The organism is Mesorhizobium sp. WSM4312 (assembly GCF_002294875.1).
In the GTDB taxonomy this organism is placed as follows: domain Bacteria; phylum Pseudomonadota; class Alphaproteobacteria; order Rhizobiales; family Rhizobiaceae; genus Mesorhizobium.
Genome location: NZ_NSFU01000008.1, coordinates 265,474 through 282,678 on the forward strand (window position 1 = coordinate 265,474; position 17,205 = coordinate 282,678).

At 63.5% G+C, this 17,205-nt stretch carries 14 protein-coding genes and 1 tRNA gene; 6 read left to right on the forward strand and 9 right to left on the reverse strand.

The features are described from left to right. Positions 1–79 precede the first annotated feature (79 nt). The 3 genes from CK228_RS15695 to CK228_RS15705 are packed head-to-tail and all read right to left on the reverse strand — an operon-like array spanning position 80 to position 5,055. On the reverse strand, positions 80–1,207 hold the full coding sequence (locus CK228_RS15695) for an ABC transporter permease (protein WP_245438041.1): 1,128 nt from the start codon (positions 1,205–1,207) through the stop codon (positions 80–82). A 1-nt stretch (position 1,208) separates the two neighbouring features. Next, positions 1,209–3,947 carry a ribosome-associated ATPase/putative transporter RbbA gene (gene rbbA, locus CK228_RS15700; RefSeq protein WP_095788414.1) on the reverse strand — a complete coding sequence of 913 codons (2,739 nt, stop codon included), beginning with the start codon at positions 3,945–3,947 and terminating at the stop codon, positions 1,209–1,211. Further along, positions 3,931–5,055, reverse strand: coding sequence for an HlyD family efflux transporter periplasmic adaptor subunit (locus CK228_RS15705; protein WP_245438042.1), 1,125 nt, complete (start codon positions 5,053–5,055; stop codon positions 3,931–3,933). Before CK228_RS15705 ends, rbbA begins: the two co-directional genes overlap by 17 nt. A gap of 254 nt (positions 5,056–5,309) precedes the next feature. Between CK228_RS15705 and CK228_RS15710 the strand changes: the two genes are divergently transcribed. Beyond that, the gene (locus CK228_RS15710; protein ID WP_179295930.1) at positions 5,310–5,477 is read left to right on the forward strand and encodes a hypothetical protein; all 168 of its coding nucleotides are present in this window, start codon (positions 5,310–5,312) and stop codon (positions 5,475–5,477) included. A gap of 107 nt (positions 5,478–5,584) precedes the next feature. On the opposite strand, the gene CK228_RS15715 is transcribed toward CK228_RS15710, so the two are convergent. After that, positions 5,585–5,658 (reverse strand) — tRNA-Gln (locus CK228_RS15715). 176 nt (positions 5,659–5,834) lie between these two features. Beyond that, a complete protein-coding gene (locus tag CK228_RS15720; protein WP_095788416.1) occupies positions 5,835–6,767 on the reverse strand; it encodes a lysylphosphatidylglycerol synthase domain-containing protein in 933 nt (310 codons plus the stop codon). 411 nt (positions 6,768–7,178) lie between these two features. Between CK228_RS15720 and CK228_RS15725 the strand changes: the two genes are divergently transcribed. Both CK228_RS15725 and CK228_RS15730 read left to right on the forward strand, forming a co-directional pair. Then, entirely contained in the window at positions 7,179–8,534 is a 1,356-nt protein-coding gene (locus CK228_RS15725; protein WP_095788470.1) for a Ppx/GppA phosphatase family protein, read from the forward strand. Next, positions 8,531–9,328 (forward strand): RlmE family RNA methyltransferase, encoded by a 798-nt coding sequence (locus tag CK228_RS15730; RefSeq protein ID WP_095788417.1) that lies wholly within the window; start codon positions 8,531–8,533, stop codon positions 9,326–9,328. Before CK228_RS15725 ends, CK228_RS15730 begins: the two co-directional genes overlap by 4 nt. An 8-nt stretch (positions 9,329–9,336) precedes the next feature. Here the strand turns inward: CK228_RS15730 and CK228_RS15735 are convergent, their stop codons facing one another. Next, complete coding sequence (locus CK228_RS15735; RefSeq protein ID WP_095788418.1) at positions 9,337–10,758, reverse strand: MFS transporter; 1,422 nt, start codon at positions 10,756–10,758, stop codon at positions 9,337–9,339. A 262-nt stretch (positions 10,759–11,020) separates the two neighbouring features. On the opposite strand from CK228_RS15735, the gene guaB reads away from it, so the two are divergent. From guaB to CK228_RS15750, 3 genes are read left to right on the forward strand one after another with little or no spacing between them, the layout of a single operon-like run. Beyond that, positions 11,021–12,523, forward strand: coding sequence for an IMP dehydrogenase (guaB, locus tag CK228_RS15740; RefSeq protein ID WP_010915551.1), 1,503 nt, complete (start codon positions 11,021–11,023; stop codon positions 12,521–12,523). After that, complete coding sequence (locus CK228_RS15745) at positions 12,474–13,097, forward strand: hypothetical protein (RefSeq protein ID WP_095770470.1); 624 nt, start codon at positions 12,474–12,476, stop codon at positions 13,095–13,097. The genes guaB and CK228_RS15745 overlap by 50 nt, the downstream gene beginning before the upstream one ends. Before the next feature lie 26 nt (positions 13,098–13,123). Beyond that, positions 13,124–13,543, forward strand: a complete 420-nt coding sequence (locus CK228_RS15750) for an MAPEG family protein (protein WP_095770469.1) — start codon at positions 13,124–13,126, stop codon at positions 13,541–13,543. Positions 13,544–13,550: 7 nt separating this feature from the next. Here CK228_RS15750 and CK228_RS15755 read toward each other — a convergent pair whose 3' ends face one another. The 3 genes from CK228_RS15755 to CK228_RS15765 all read right to left on the reverse strand — a co-directional run bounded on the left by CK228_RS15755 (position 13,551) and on the right by CK228_RS15765 (position 17,071). Then, complete coding sequence (locus tag CK228_RS15755) at positions 13,551–14,585, reverse strand: acyltransferase (protein ID WP_095788419.1); 1,035 nt, start codon at positions 14,583–14,585, stop codon at positions 13,551–13,553. Between the two features lie 14 nt (positions 14,586–14,599). After that, entirely contained in the window at positions 14,600–15,751 is a 1,152-nt protein-coding gene (gene rnd / locus CK228_RS15760) for a ribonuclease D (protein WP_032929849.1), read from the reverse strand. Positions 15,752–15,826: 75 nt separating this feature from the next. Further along, complete coding sequence (locus CK228_RS15765) at positions 15,827–17,071, reverse strand: MFS transporter (protein ID WP_095788420.1); 1,245 nt, start codon at positions 17,069–17,071, stop codon at positions 15,827–15,829. Positions 17,072–17,205: the final 134 nt, after the last annotated feature.

The window sequence follows — 17,205 nt, forward strand, 5'->3', positions numbered from 1 at the left end:
GCTTGATCAGCACGTCCGCATGTGCCCGTCCCTCAACTGACCTCAACTGAGGAGTATGGCATGGAGACTGCGCGGTTACTCACATCACCATGGCACTGATCTTGCGGAAACGCATGACGGACAGGGCAAAGAATCCGCCGCCGACCAGGCCAACAACGGCAAATTGCGGCCACACGACGTCAAAACCAGCACCGCGATAGAGGATTGCCTGGGCGAAGCTGACGAAATGGGTCGATGGTGACAACTGCATCACCGCCCGCAGGAATGCTGGCATGCTGTCGAGCGGCGTATTGCCACCGGAGAGGATGTTCATCGGCAGGGCGATCAGGATGAACAGGAGCCCTAGCTGCGGCATTGAGCGGGCGACCGTGCCCAGGAAGATACCGATGGCGGTAGCAAAGAACAAATAGAGCATGACGCCTGCCATGAATAGCGGAATGGATCCGACGATCCGAATTCCGAGCAATGTCTCTATCACCAGCCAAAGCGACAGGCCGACCGCGACGGTGATTACCAGGCCGTTCGCCCACACCTTGGCAGCTGCGATCTCGAGAGGCGTAAGCGGCATGATCAGCAGATGCTCCAGGGTGCCGTGTTCACGCTCGCGGATGATTGCAGCGCCCGCAAGTATGATGGCTAGCATGTTGACATTGCCGATGATGGCCATGACGGCATTGAAAAGTTGCGTGGTGAGGTTGGGATTGAAGGCGACGCGGACAGCGAGATTTGCCGGGTCGTATCGTAACGGTTTGGCATGAGCGGCAGAGCGAGCGATTTCGCCGGCGATGATCTGCTGCAGATAACCAGCGCCGATGCCGGCTTGCATCATAGCGGTGGCGTCGACATTGACCTGGATAGCCGGCCGGCGCCCTGCCATGACGTCGCGCTCGAAATAGGGCGGGATGTCGAGGACAAACGTACTGCGGGCGGCGCCCATCAGCTCGTCAACCTTGCCGGCTGCTACCTCGGTTGGACGGCTGAAATAGGGCGGCAGCAGAGCCGTGGCGATCGAGCGCGAGAGGACCGAGTGGTCCTCGTCGACGATAGCGACGGCAGTGTTGTGGATCTCCTGTGCGGGACTCTCAGCCTGCGTATAGACCGCCAACGAGAAGGAGTAGACGACGAAGCCGAAGAGTACGAAATCGCGCGAGAAGCTCCGCAACTCCTTGACGCCGAGCCAGAAGATGTTCGCCATGTGCTGGGTCACGTCACCGCTCCTGCCGGCGGAGGAATGCCAGGCTGATCAAGGTGAGAAGCGGGATGAAGACCGCAAGTGCCAGCAGGTTTCCGGCAAGCTCTTGGAAGCCCAGCGCCTTGGTGAAGGTGCCGACCGAGATGCGCAGGAAATACATCGCCGGGAACGTGTGGGCCATGAAGGCCGGAAAACCCGCCAGGGAGGAGACGGGCGTCAGCATGCCTGAGAACTGCACGGCCGGTAGAGAAGTCATGATGCCGGTGGCGAAGATGGCAGCGATCTGGGTGTTGGTGAAGGTCGAGATCACCAATCCGTACCCGGTCATGGCGGTCACATAGAGGACCGCGCCGACCAGCAGCGCGAGCAGGCTGCCCTTGAGCGGCACGCCGAACAGGAAGATCGCCATGGCAAGCAGACTCAAGAAGCTGACGAAGGCGACCACCACATAGGGGAGTTGCTTGCCGAGCAGGAATTCCAGGCGACGGACCGGCGTTACATAGAGGTTGGTGATCGAGCCGAGCTCCTTCTCGCGCACCACGCCCACGGCCATGAGGATAGCCGGGATGAAGGCAAGCAGCATGGCGATGGTGCCGGGAACCATCGCGTAGATGCTGTCGAAGTCCTGGTTATAGCGGAAGCGCGTCTCGATGCTGGCCGGAGCCGCCGCTGACGGGCCGTTCGGCTGCAGACGCGCCAGATCGGTCAGGTATTGCTGATGTACGCCGCTCACATAGGCCCGCGCTGTCTCGGCTCGGAACGGCATCGCGCCGTCCACCCAGGCGCCAATCTCGGCGGAAGTCCCTCGCCGCACGTCGCGGCCGAAACCGGGTGGCACTTCGATGGCCACCGTCACAATGCCGCTCCTCAGGCGATTTTCCAGGTCGCTGTAGTCGGCGAGCACCGATTTCTCGGTGAAATAAGGCGAGCCGCGGAACTCTTGCAGATAGGTGCGGCTCTCCGGCGTGTTGTCGCGATCTAGCGCCGCGAAGCTCAGTTGGTTGACGTCGGTGTTGATGCCGAGCCCAAACACAATCATGAGGAAGGCCGTGCCGAGGAGTGCGAAGCCGAGCCGGACAGGATCCCGCCACACCTCCAGCGCTTCGCGTAGCGAATAGGCGAGGAGCCGCCCGAGGCTGAAGCCCCGCCGTGGCGTAGCGCGCACCGGGCCAACGGCGGGGGCGACTGCCTGGCGGGCCGGCGAGGGCCGGGGCGTTTCTCTTTCACCGGCTTCAAGATAGGCGACGAAGGCGTCCTCGAGATTGGCCGCACTCGTGGCGGTGACCAGTTCGGCAGGCGTTCCGGTGGCCAGCACACGCCCCGCTTGCATGAGCGCGAGACGATCGCAGCGCGCCGCTTCGTTCATGAAATGGGTGGAGACGAAGATGGTGACCCCGTGACGGCGCGACAGATCGACGAGAAGTTCCCAGAAGCCGTCACGAGCGAGTGGGTCGACCCCCGAGGTTGGCTCGTCGAGAATAAGGAGTTCCGGCTCATGAACCACTGCGACAGCAAGCGAGAGCCTCTGGCGGATGCCAAGAGGCAACTGCGCTGCCCGCTGATCGATATGGGGTCCTAGGCCGAAGCGCTCGACCAGTTCCGCAATGCGGACTCGCGCCTTGTTGGCGGGCAGGTGGAAGAGCCGTGCGTGCAGGTCGAGGTTCTGCCGCACGGTGAGCTCCGTGTAGAGCGAGAAGGATTGCGACATGTATCCGACGCGTCCGCGCAGGCGCATGTCGGTGCCGTCGATCGGTTGCCCGAACAGCCAAGCCGTGCCACTGGAAGCTGGCAGCAGCCCGGTCAGCATCTTCATCGTCGTGGTCTTGCCGCAGCCGTTCGAACCGAGGAAGCCGAAAATCTCGCCGCGCTCGATGGTGAAGTTCACGCCGTCGACAGCGACGAAGTCGCTGAAGCGCCGGGTCAGGTTGCGGGCGACTATCGCCGCCTCGCGCTCGCCGGACGGACGCGGTGGGACGGAGAGCGTCCGCCGCCTGGCGCGGACTGCCTCGGGCAGGAGCGCGATGAAGCTTTCTTCCAGGTTAGGCTGTCCTGTGCGCGCCTTCAACTCGGCCGGCGAGCCTATCGCGAGGATGCGGCCGGCATTGATGGCGATGATTTCGTCGAAGCGCTCTGCCTCCTCCATATATGCGGTGGCGACAACCACGCTCATGCCAGGGCGTGCGGTGCGCATGCGCTCGATCAGTTCCCAGAACTGCCTGCGCGACAAAGGGTCGACGCCGGTGGTCGGCTCATCGAGGATGAGGAGATCTGGGTCGTGGACGAGGGCGCAGCAGAGGCCGAGCTTTTGCCGCATGCCGCCGGAGAGCTTCTTGGCCGGACGGTTGGGAAAAGGGGCGAGGCCGGTCGCCTCGAGAAGGGCGTCGATACGTCGATGGCGCTCGAGTGCCGGCTGGCTGAATAGGCGGCCGAAAAAGTCGATGTTCTCCCGCACGCTGAGATCGGGATAAAGATTCTTGCCGAGGCCTTGCGGCATATACGCGATGCGCGGGCAAGCGGCGACGCGGTGGCCGCGGTCCGCCATATCGCCGCCAAGCACCGCCACACAGCCGCTCTGGACGCGCTTTGCACCGGCGATGAGGCCGAGCAGCGTCGATTTCCCGACACCGTCCGGGCCGATCAGCCCGACGAGTGCGCCGGCCGGGAGGGCGAGCGTCACGTTGTCAAGCGCCAGTGTCCGGCCATAGCGGTGCGATAGCCCGTCGACGGCTATGACGGGATCATCGGGACTGTTCATCGGTCCGGCCTGCAAGCGAAATCGGCCATTCCGTGCCCGGATCGACTCGAACATAAGCCAAGCCTGGAAGACCGGAGCCGACCTCTGCCGAGTGGGCGCGCAGATAGTCGGCGTCCACCCGCACGCGGACCCGAAACATCAACTTGTCGCGTTCCGCCTTGGTCTCTACCGCCTTCGGCGTGAATTGTGCTTGGTCGGAGACGAAGACCACCTTGGCCGGGATTGGTGCATCAGGCCTGGCGTCGAGCACCACACGGGCGTCGCTGCCCATCATCGCGCGACCGGCTTGTGCCGTGGGCAAGAAGACATCCATATAGACATAGCCGGTGTCGAGCATGGTCAAGACCTTGCCGCCGGCGCCGATCACCTCGCCGACATTCGCGAGGCGATATTGGATGCGACCAGCGCGCGGCGCGACGAGCGAATTGTCAGCGATGTTGATGTGATAGAGGTCGACATCGTGGTTGGCCGCAGCCAGTGTCTGTTCGGCCTCGCCGACACGCGCGTTGGCTGCCGCAAATGCAGCGTTGGCGGCGTCCAACTGTTGGTGGCGCTGGTCGAGGATCTCGGTCGTCGCATAGCCTTTGTCGGCAAGGTAGATTGCGCGGGCGAGCTGCTGCTCAGCGAGCTTCACCTGTGCCTTCTGCTGCTCGACGCTGGCGCTCGCCTCGTCGAGCATGCGGCTCGCTCCGAGCATCTGTGCCTCGGCCTTGTGGAGCGACGTTTCGAGGTCTTGCGTATCCATCCGAGCGACTACCTGGCCGGCGCGGACGCCGTCGCCCTCGTCGGCAAGGAGCGCGGCGATGCGGCCGCCGAACTTGGCTGCGATGTCGATCTCGTCGGCCTCGACCCGGCCGTTGCCGAAGGCGATGCCTGCTGGAAGTCCAGGCTCGGCATGCTGCCACCAATATCCGCCTGCCGCGGCCGCGGCCGCGGCTAAACCCAGCGCCAACCCAAGCCAAAGCCGGCGGCGCGGTCTCACGGCGGAAGCGACAGGTTGCAGAGGAGTAGGCTCGGGTAAACTCGGCACGAGCATTCGGCTCACCGAACGGTCCTTCGGGGGGATCAACTCGGTACTGCCTGCGTCAATGAAATCGGTGTTTTGCATTCGTCGATCCAATCAGCCAGACTTAACTTCGCCCGAATGCGGCGACCGGACGTTGATCTGTGTCAAAAGTAGTTGGCAGGCGCGCAGACGGTTCTGTCAGCAAGTTACGAATATGAAGGCGGCAAAGCCTAGGAAACGTACCAAAGTGCCAGGAAACCAGCTAAACGGGGCCAGGAAGATTGGGACAAAGCCAATCACATCCAAGTCCAGGTCTGGCGACGCGGCTTTCGGCCACCAACCTCGAGCACGCAATCATGGGCGCGTCGGGCGGCTTCGATTCCACGAAGGCGCTGATCGTGGCGGCGCGCGCCATGGACCTGGTCGGCAGAGCGCATCAAAGGCGTGCTGGCGAAGCACTTCGGCGAACGATCGGCTTCGAGATCGGCATCAAACAGGTTGAGGACCGTATCTGGCTTCGATGATGATGCATGCAGGCTCGAACCACTCCAAACCCGTTCGGGCCAAGAGTGTTACCCATGCCTCCGGTAAAAACCGTAATCCACGTGCCAGGAACGGACCTAAAGATATATGGCTGGGGAACCTGGATTCGAACCAGGACTAACGGAGTCAGAGTCCGTGGGTCTACCGTTAACCTATTCCCCAGCAGGCGCGGTATGAACCGCGCGGGCCGAACGGCTGAGCCGCTTGAGCGCTGCCTTGTAGCCACCAGCGGAAAATAGTCAAGCCTGCTCTGCGGTTCAATCGCTACGTTTTGACAGCTGGGTTTCATACGCCGGGGTTCAGGTGCGCGGGGGCGGGCACAAAATCCAATCCGCGCCTCAGCTCTCCGTCCGGCTGAACTGCGAACGCTCGAAGAACAGCACCACGCCCAGGCCCAGAATCAGCGGGATGATCAGGTAAAACAGCCGGAACACCAGCAGCGCCGCCAGCACGCCGACCGGCTCCATGTCGGAAAGCCCGGTGAGGAACACCACCTCGAACACGCCAAGGCCGCCCGGCGCGTGCGAGATCTGGGCGACCGAGAAGGAGACGAGGAAGACGCCGAGCACGACGAAATAGCCGGGATTGTGCGCCTCGGGCAGGGCGAAGAAGATGATCGCCGCGGCGGCAATCAGTTCGATCGGGCCGATCAGCAATTGCCTGGCGACGATCGGCAGTGCCGGATAGTGCAGTTGGAATCTGGCGATCTTCAACCGGCGCAAATGCAGCCAGCTGCCGAAGATGTAGGCGGCGACGAGGAGCAGCATCGCGATGCCCGCCGCTTCCGACAGGCCATGATGGGCGATGCCAGAGAAGCGATCGATGATCTGAGGCTCGAACACCAGCACGAGGCCGGAGGCGAGAATCGTCGACAGCACGAAGGTGATCCAGCAGATCGCCACCAGCACGCCGACATCCTGACCGGTCAGCCCCCTGGTGCCATAGGCGCGGTAGCGGATGACGGCGCCCGAAAACACCGATCCGCCGATATTGTGCGACAGCGCATAGGTGGTGAAGGAGCAAAGGGTCACGAACAGCCACGACACACGCTTGCCGATATGCAGCAGTGCGATGTGGTCGTAGCCGGCGAGCGCGGCATAGGCGATGACGGAACTCAGCGCCGCCAGCACCCAGCCGCGGGTTGGGATGGCGGCGAGCCCATCCCAGACATCGTCGAGCGAAATACCGCGCAGTTCATGCCAGAGCAGCAGCAGCGAGAAGATCACCGCGGCGATGCCGACGACCGGCCAGAAATAGCGTTTCCAGTTCATTGCCTGACTGCCATGCGCTGCGTGCCCGCGTCCTTTTCGCTTGATGGTGGGAGGCCGGCTGCCCGGTGACTTCCATTCATTTCAGAAATGCCTCATCGAAGCCGGCTATTCAACCGCGAACACTCGTGGCGCCGGCCGCCGGCAAGATCTGCTCGCACCGAGGCGGCGCAAACGGCGGGGATAACGCATCGGCTTCGACCAGCATTGTCCTCGCCGGCATCCGCGCTACCAATCCAGCCTTGCCGGTACATTACGCGCTAGCTTAAAAAGGCCGTCCGCGCCCAGCCGGCAAAATTCGGCATGCGGCTCTTGGTGATCGGCCACGGCACTGTTAGTCTGGCGGCAACTTGAAACATGCCAAAGCGCCTGCTGCGTCCTTCACCGGTTCGCGCGGCGCCGGAAGGAACGACAGTGGAAGACCGCGACACCGGCGCAGGCGCGTCGGAGGTGGGCGCGTCCAGCGCTTCCCCAGGGCCATCGGGCTCGGGGACAGCCGGTTGGCAGCAACGCCGCCCGACGGAACCGCGCTCCGCCGGTGGGCAGGCGGGTGACGCGACCCATCACCAGAAGGGCAAGCCCAAGAAGCGGCGCAAGCGAAGGCGCGGGCGCAAGGTTTTTGCGCGCGACGAAACGCAGGGCAATCGAGCGCCGGTGCCAGGCCAGGCTGTTCCGGCTTTGGAAGCGAAGCTGCCGACGGCGCCGGCAGTCTCCCCCACCCCGTCCGCGCCACGCCCCGAACAGGGCACGCGCCGGCCGCCGGTGCATGAGCTACCGGTCTTCGCGGCCCTTGACCTCGGCACCAACAATTGCCGGCTGCTGGTCGCCGTTCCCACGCGGCATGGCCAGTTCCGCGTCATCGACGCCTTCTCACGCATCGTCAGGCTGGGCGAGGGGCTCACCGCCAATGGCCGCCTCGGCCAGCCGGCGATGGATCGCGCCGTCGAGGCGCTGAAGATCTGCGGCGACAAATTGCGCGGCCGCAAGATCAGGAAGGCCAGGCTGATTGCCACCGAAGCCTGCCGCTCGGCGGAGAACGGCGTCGAATTCCTCGAACGCGTCGAGCGCGAGGCCGGCCTGAAGCTCGAGATCATCGACCGCCAGACCGAGGCGCGGCTGGCGGTTTCCGGCTGCGGCTCGCTGGTCGAGCGCGACACGCAGGGCGTCGTCCTGTTCGACATCGGCGGCGGCTCTTCGGAGATCGCGCTGATCGATCTCACTGGCCGCCGTTCGCCGCGGCTCGCCAATCATATCGTCTCGTGGACGTCGCTGCCGGTCGGCGTCGTCTCACTGGCCGAGCGCTTTGGTGGCCGTACCGTGACGCGCGAGATCTTCGGCGCGATGGTCGACGACGTCGCCGGCCGTTTGGCGAGCTTCGACGGCCGCGACCGGCTGAGCCACCTCAAGGCCAACCCGAATTTCCATCTGCTGGGCACGTCCGGCACGGTGACGACGTTGGCCGGCGTCCACCTCGATCTCGAGCGTTACGACCGTCGTCGGGTTGACGGGCTGTGGATGGACCGCGACAGCGTCGACCGCATGGTGGAGCGACTGGTCGGCTGGGATTTCCAGCAGCGCTGCGCCAACCCTTGCATTGGCGCCGACCGCGCCGATCTGGTGCTGGCCGGCTGTGCCATCCTCGAAGCGATCCGCGCCGTCTGGCCTTCGCAGCGGCTGCGCGTCGCTGACCGCGGCCTGCGCGAAGGCATATTGAGCGAGCTGATGGCCGATGACGGCGTCTGGCGCAACGATGGGCGTGGCCGTCAATGACCAAGAAACCGGAAAATCCAGGATCGGCCGGCATTCGCGTGCTGAAGACGCGGATCAAGAAAAAGAGCGGCCTGAAGGAATCGTCGCGGCGCTGGCTGCAGCGCCACATCAACGATCCCTATGTCCAGCGCTCGAAGGCTGACGGCTATCGCTCGCGCGCGGCCTACAAGCTGATCGAGATCGACGACAAGCACCATTTGCTGAAGCCCGGCATGAAGGTGATCGACCTCGGTGCCGCCCCCGGCGGCTGGTGCCAGGTCGCGGCCGCGCGCACGAAATCGACGGCGGAAAATCCGCATGTCGTCGGCATCGACTATCTGGAAATGGATGCCGTGCCCGGCGCACCGGTGCTTTTGATGGATTTCCTGGATGCGGATGCGCCGCGCAAGCTCGCCGAGGCGTTGGGTGGGAACCCGGATGTCGTGCTGTCCGACATGGCGGCACCAACCACCGGCCACAAGCGCACCGACCACATCCGCACCATGCATCTGTGCGAAGTGGCGGCCGATTTCGCGCTGTCCGTCCTGAAGCCGGGCGGCCATTTCCTCGCCAAGACTTTTCAGGGCGGCGCCGAGAACGAACTGCTGTCCATGCTCAAGAAGAATTTCCGCTCCGTCCACCACGTCAAGCCGCCGGCCTCGCGCGATGAATCGGTCGAGCTTTATCTGTTGGCAAAGGACTTCAAAGGGCGAGAGTCCGTTCCGCCATCAGGCGGATCGGAACGTCCAGTGGACGTTCCGAAGGACTCGAGCGCCCGGAGCCATAGCGAAGGGCCGGGGGACGCTGACCGCTGAGCTGGCCCTCACTCGCCCGGCGATCTCGCCGGTTCCAGCGTCTTGGGCGTCATCAGCCGGCCATGGCCGGAGACGGCATTGCCGGCATCGGGCGCCAGCCGCATGAATAACAGCGACGCCGCCGCCGATACGGCCGCCACGATGAAGAAGGCGATGTGGAAATCGCCCAGCGTCAGCGGGCCGCCATGGATCGAGGTCGAGACTTCCAGGATGCCGCCGGCCAGCGCCACGCCAAGCGCGATCGACAGCTGCTGGAACACCGCCGTGATCGGCGTTGCCTTGCTGGTGTCTTCGGCCGACACTTCGGCATAGGAGAGCGCGTTGACCCCGGTGAAAAACATCGAGCGGATGAAGCCGCCGACCAGCAATATGGCCAACATCAGTGCGTAAGGCGTTTCCGGGGTGAAAAGGCCGTAGATGGCGATCGATGCGGCGGCGACCAGCGAGCCGACGATCAGCACGCGGCGGAATCCGGCGAGGCGAAAAATCAGTGCGGTGACGAATTTCATGCCGATGGCGCCGACCGCCGAGACAAAGGTGATCATGCCGGACTGGAACGGCGTCAGCCCGAAACCGATCTGGAACATCAGCGGCAGCAGGAACGGCACTGCTCCGATGCCGATGCGAAACAGCGAGCCGCCAAGCACCGATGAGCGGAACACCTGGTTGCGGAACAGTTCGAGCGCCAGCAGTGGATTTTTGGCGTGCCGCGCATGCATGAGGTAGAGTGCGCCCGACAGCAGCCCGACCCCCACGGTGATGAATCCGGTCGCAGGCGGCAGATAGGGCAGGCTGACCACCGACAGGCCGAAGACCACGCCGGATGCCGCAAGCCCGCTCAGCACGAAGCCGATGAAATCGAGCGGCGGCGTCTCCATCGATTCGGTTTCCGGCAGGAAGCGCGTCGCCAGCCAGATGCCGACCAGGCCGATCGGCAGATTGATCAGGAAGATCCAGTGCCAGGTGAAGTAGGTGGTGATGAAGCCGCCGATCGGCGGGCCGACAAGCGGTCCGACCAGCGCGGGAACGGTCAGCCACGACATGGCGGCGACCAGGTCGCTCTTGGGCGTGGCCCGCACCAGCACCAGGCGCCCGACCGGCGTCATCATGGCGCCGCCAATGCCTTGCAGGAAGCGCGACACCACGAAGGCCGGCAGCGAACCGGACAAGGCGCAGGCGACCGAACCGACGATAAACACCGCAATCGCGGCGCGAAAAATGTTCTTGGCGCCGAAGCGGTCGGCCATCCAGCCGCTGATGGGAATGAAGATCGCCAGCGACACCAGATAGGCCGTCAGTGCCAGCTTGAGCGCGATCGGGCTGGTGTGGATGTCGACGGCGATCGCCGGCAGCGATGTCGCTATGACGGTCGAATCCATGTTTTCCATGAAAAGTGCGACCGCCAGGATCAGCGGAATGGTGCGATTCACGAGCGTGACCGTTTCAAATTTTCTCTTCGGCCGGGGGCGAACCGATACAGGGGGCGGTTATCATGGCTAGACACCCATGTCGTGTTAAATTGCTGTCACTTTTGTGCGACCGCAACCGTGGGTGGCTGTTGTGCAATGCAACGATCGGCTTTTCATCCGCGTCGCGACGTGTTACCAGCCAGCGCCAATCCTGAAAGGGAAGATGAGAGTCGGCGCTGTCCATTCCGGTCCAGCGCTTTTTCCGCATTCTAAAGGGCTGGCCATGGCAAAAATCATCGAAACGTCCACAGGCGCACTGGCGCTGACCTTTGACGACGTGCTTTTGCAGCCGGGTCACTCCGAGGTCATGCCCGGCGAAACCGATGTCCGCACCCGCATCGCGGGCGACATCGATCTCAACGTGCCGATCCTCTCCGCCGCGATGGACACCGTCACCGAGGCGCGTCTTGCCATCGCCATGGCCCAGGCCGGCGGCATCGGCGTCATCCACCGCAATTTCTCGCCGGCCGAACAGGCCGAGCAGGTGCGGCAGGTGAAGAAATTCGAATCCGGCATGGTGGTCAATCCGGTCACCATCGGTCCGGACGCCACGCTCGCCGATGCGCTGTCGCTGATGCGAACCTATTCGATCTCGGGCATTCCGGTGGTCGAGAATGGCGGCACTGGCGGCCACAAGACCGGCAGGCTGGTCGGCATCCTGACCAACCGCGACGTGCGCTTTGCCTCCGACCCGGCGCAGAAGGTCTATGAGTTGATGACCCGCGAGAACCTGATCACGGTCAAGGAGAATGTCGACCAGGACGAAGCAAAGCGGCTTCTGCACCAGCACCGCATCGAAAAACTCGTCGTCGTCGACAAGCAGGGCAATTGCGTCGGCCTGATCACCGTCAAGGACATCGAGAAGTCGCAGCTCAACCCGCACGCCACCAAGGATGCGCAGGGCCGCCTGCGCGCGGCGGCCGCCACCAGCGTCGGCGACGATGGCTTCGAGCGCGCCGAGCGCCTGATCGACGCCGGGGTCGATCTTCTGGTCATCGACACCGCGCATGGCCATTCGCAGCGCGTACTCGACGCGGTCACGCGCGCCAAGAAACTCTCCAACTCGGTGCGCATCCTGGCCGGCAACGTCGCCACCGCCGAAGGCACGCAGGCGCTGATCGACGCCGGCGCCGACGCCGTCAAGGTCGGCATCGGCCCGGGCTCCATCTGCACCACCCGCATTGTCGCCGGTGTCGGCGTGCCGCAGCTTTCAGCCATCATGTCCGCCGTCGAGACGGCGCATAAGTCGGGCGTCTCGGTGATTGCCGACGGCGGCATCAAATATTCCGGCGATCTCGCCAAGGCGCTCGCCGCCGGCGCCAGTGCCGCCATGATCGGCTCGCTGCTGGCCGGAACCGATGAGAGCCCGGGCGAGGTCTATCTGCACCAGGGTCGCTCCTTCAAGGCCTATCGCGGCATGGGTTCGGTCGGCGCCATGGCGCGCGGCTCGGCCGATCGCTACTTCCAGGCCGAGGTGCGCGATACCCTCAAACTGGTCCCGGAAGGCATTGAGGGCCAGGTTCCATACAAAGGACCTGTGTCTGGCGTGCTGCACCAGCTTGCGGGCGGGCTAAAAGCCGCTATGGGTTATGTCGGTGGCCGCGACCTTGCCGATTTCCGCGAGCGCGCCACTTTTGTGCGCATATCCAACGCCGGACTTCGTGAAAGCCACGCCCATGACGTCACGATTACCCGCGAAAGCCCGAACTATCCCGGCGGAGCCTGAACAATACGGGCTCGGGCGGAGCCTGACCGCGACGGTCCTGCGGCTGCCACGCCACGCGGCCGCACTGTGTTTCCTGTCGGCGGCGGTTTTCATCGCCATGACGGTGATGGAATTCTTCTATTTCCGCCAGTTGAGCGGCGGCCTGCCGTCGCTCGACATGCGCTATTTCGGCTTCACGCCCGACGAAGGCATGGCCTGGCTGACGGCGCTCGGACGGCGCGGCGGCGAGATCATTCTGGTCTGGCACTATCTGACCTTCGATCTGTTGTTCCCGGCGCTGCTGTCGCTGACCTTGGTGAGCCTGGTCCTGGCCAGCGGCCGGCGCCTGCAGAACTTCCGCGAGCTTCCCGGGCAGGTGCAGTCGATCTTCGCCCTGGTTCTGGTGCTGCCCTACACGCTGGCCGACTATGCCCAGAACATCGCCGTGGCGCGGCTTCTGTCCGATTTCCTGTCGGCCAACCCGGATTCACTGTCTTTCGCTTCTGCTCTGATCGTCACCAAATTCGCGCTTCTCGCCATCCCGGTGGTCGTCATCGCCGCTTTCTGGCTGGTGGGCCAAAGACGCCAGGCCTGAAGCCGGACAGAGCAGGGGAAATATCCATGAACCAGACGACGATCTTCTGGCCCGTTCTGGCGCATGTGGCTCTGGTCTACATCGTCTACGGCGTATTGGGGCGCCGCAGAAATGGCGCAATCAGATCAGGTGAGGCCGAGGTCGGACAGTACAAGGCCCGCTCGACCGAGCCGGCGTCCAGCATCACCGTTGCCGCCAATCTCTGCAACCAGTTCGAACTGCCGGTGCTTTTCTATGTGCTGTGCCTGACGCTCCACGTCACCAACGGGGTCAACTATCTGACCTTGGCGCTGGCGTGGATTTTCGTCCTGACGCGTTATTTTCATGCCTGGGTTCACCTGACCAGCAACAATCTGCGGCTGCGCAGCCGCTCTTTCTTCGCCGGTGCGGTGGTGCTGGCGCTGGCCTGGATCTGGTTTGCGCTGCATTTGCTCGACATCGTCTGAGGCAGGGTCATGCGGGGGTTGCGGCCCTCGACATCAAGCGCGCCGCATGGATTTCGATCCTCCGCCGAAATCTATGCTCGACCGCCCACGCGACGAATGCTGCAAGGGCGACCACGGTGCAGAACGCTATGCCGATCCGAAGATACGGGGAGGCGATCCACGGAGCCAGCCATCGTATGATCGCGACACCGACATTCTGGTGCAGAAGATACAGAGGATAGCTGATCAAGCCGATGTAACTCACGCTTCGCCAGATCTTGATATCGCGCAGCTGGACGCCGATGACCCCAAGAATTGAAAGCGCGATCACCCAGGCACTGAATGCTGAACCGCCCCACAGCTTGACAACAACCACCAGGCATCCGGCTGTCACGACCGTCTGCACAGTTCGGGTCGATCGCCTCGCCGCGATGCCCATCAAGAAGAAGAGGCTGTAGGGGAACAGAAAATACGGCATGGCGACGCCCTTGAAGGGGTAAATCAGAGCCTGATGGTCTCTCCACAACCCTGAAAACTGTGCAATTGCGCCCAGAACGGTAAAGCCGGTGAAAAGGACGAGAACGCGATTTGGCCAGAGATAGAAGATGAGGCCGAACACGAAGTAGAATTTTGCTTCCGCAAGCAGTGACCAGTAGGCGCCGTCGACAAGCGGCGTTGGAGCGAACAGGGTTACCCAGCTTGCGTTTTTCAGTCCGTCGAGCGCTGAAACCTCCCTACCCGGAAGACCCAGAGCCGCAACCACGACAAGCGTGATCGAGATACAGGCGATGAGCGCGGGCTCCAGCCGCGTAAATCTCTGCAGCCAGAACATCCACACGGTTCCAGACCGCTCTGCTGTCATCGCGATGCAGTAGCCGCTGATAATGAAAAAGAGAAAGACGCCAACTATCCCTTGCCATGGCAGCGTCATCTGGTGGTCGAACCCGATGTAGTCGGCGGGAAAGCGGGACGTATAGTGGAAGATCAGAACCAGCATCACGGCAATCGCACGCAATGCGTCGATCGCTTCGTATCGCCGGTTCTCGTCCTGATCCGAACGCATCGGCTAGAAAGCCTCTAGAGGTCGAACACCGCTATTTTACGCTTGTCGAACTTTATCCCGATCTCGCCGCGCACCAGCTTCAGCGCCGCTTCGCCGAACACGGCGCGCCGCCAGCCCTGCAGTGCCGGCACATCGGCGTCCTCGCCTTCGGCGGCGATGCGGTCGATGTCGTCGCTGGAGGCCAGCACCTTCGAGGCCACGCCCTGCTTTTCGGCGACGATCCTGAGCAGCACTTTCAACAATTCCGCGGCGGCGCTCGAGCCTTCCGGCGGCTGGAAATTCTTCGGCAGTTTCGGCATCTGCTCCTTGGGCAAGGCCAGCGCGGTATTGACCGCCCCAAGCAGGGCCGTCGCCGTCGAGGAGCGCTCCCAGCCCTTGGGCGTCGTGCGCAGCTTGGCGAGGGCAGCCGTGTCGCGCGGCGCCTGCTGCGCCACCTCATAGATCGCGTCGTCCTTGAGCACGCGGCCGCGCGGCACGTCGCGCTCGCGCGCCTCACGTTCGCGCCATGCCGCCACGGCTTGCACGATCGCCAGTTCCTGCGGCTTGCGCAGCCGCATCTTCAGCCGCTTCCAGGCGTCTTCGGGATGCGGATCGTAGGTCTCGCGCGAGGTCAGGACGTCCATCTCTTCGTTCAGCCAGTGGGCGCGGTTCTCCCGCGCCAGTTCGGCGCTCAAATGCTGATAGACCTCGATCAGATGGGTGACGTCGGCGAGCGCGTAATCGAGCTGCTTGTCGGACAGCGGCCGGTGGCGCCAGTCGGTGAAGCGAGACGACTTGTCGAGCCGCGCGCCGGTGATGCGCTGCACGAGCTGATCGTAGGAAACGCTGTCGCCGAAGCCGCAGACCATGGCCGCGACCTGCGTGTCGAACACCGGGTGCGGCACGAGATCGCCGAGATGGACGATGATTTCGATGTCCTGGCGCGCTGCGTGGAAGACCTTGACCACGGCCTCGTTGGCCATCAGCCGGAAGAACGGGGCGAGGTTGATGTCGGGCGACAGCGGGTCGATCAGCGCGGTGACGCCGGGCGCCGCCATCTGGATCAGGCACAGGATCGGCCAGAAGGTCGTTTCGCGGATGAACTCGGTGTCGACGGTAACGAAATCCGACTTTTCGAAAGCGGCGAGAACGGTCTCGAGTTCTTTCTGGGTGGTGATGACGTGCATCAAATCGCTTTTGGCAGGAGTAAGGTCTTCCTAGATTTCAGCCGGGAAGGCTTTCGTCAAGCTTTGGCGCCGCCATCATGCGCTTCCCGGGCCATCGGCATCGCCATTGCGCCTGGCCAGCCGCGCGAAGACGGTCGACGTGCGCAACAGCGCGATGAAGCGGCTGCGCTTGCCCACGGGCACGCCGGAGCGTGCCTGCATCCGGTAGAGGATGACGGCGATGAAGATCGCATAGACGGTGGCGCTGAAAACGAACAGCGCGCTCGGCCCGAAATGCTGCATCACTGTCGAGGCGGCGAAAGGGCCGCCGATGGCGCCGAAGGAGTAGAAGAGCATCAGCGCCGCATTGATCAGCACGAACTCGCCCGTGCCGGCGCGGTCGTTGGAATGCGCCGCCGACAGCGAATAAAGCGGCATGGCGAAACAGCCGAAGATGAAGATGATGATGAAGTTGAGCAGGGGATTGCTGCCGGCGATGAACACCAGCGCCAGGGCTGAAAGCATCGCGCAGCAGGTCGTCAGCAACAGCACCCGGCGCCGGTCCCAGCGGTCGGAGAGGTAGCCGAGCGGATACTGGATGATGGCGCCGCCGAAAATGCCGACGCTGACGAAGGTTACGACATCGGCGACCGACATGCCGATCTGTTCGGCATAGACCGGCGACAGCGTGCGAAATGCGCTGTTGGTGACGCCGACTGCGATGCAGCCGAAGCAGCCGAGCGGCGAAATGCGCCAGACGCGCGCCAGGTCGAGCTTGACCTCCTCCGGCGGTGTCGGGTTGGAGCGGTCGCCGAGCGAGACCGGCACCAGCGACAGCGTTATCATGATCGACATGATGGCGAAGATGGTGAAGCCGCCGGCGCCGAAGACCGGGATCAGGAACTGGGCCGATGTCACCGAGCCGGTGTCGACCATCCGGTAGATCGCCAGCACGCGGGCGCGATCCTTGTTGGTAACGCCGGAATTCAGCCAGCTTTCGACGATGGTGAACAGCCCGGCGAAGCAGAAGCCGCCGGCAAAGCGCGCGGCGCACCACATCACCGGATCGAGCACCAGCACCAACAGCAGAGTGCCGACCGATGCAATGGCGGCCAGCGCCGAAAACGCCCTGATATGGCCGACCGCCTTCATGATGCGGGTAATGGCCAGGCAGCCGAGCAGGAAGCCGGCGAAATAGAAGGTGCCCATCAGGCCAATGTCGGAAGCGGAAAACCCCTCCTGCGCGCCGCGCAGTGCGATCAGCGTGCTTTGCAGCCCATTGCCGCCGAGCAGGATGCCTGCGGCGAGAAGAAGCGGGATCAGCGGGCGGATGGAGGACATGAAAAGGCGATCACGTATCGGTGATCCCTTCTTGAACCATTACCCTCGTCAATGCCAGCGGCAAATCTAGGCCGGCATTGAGGGGGCAGGCCGTTGCATTCCATGGCGAATTCGTCCCGGCTTGGGACGCAGTC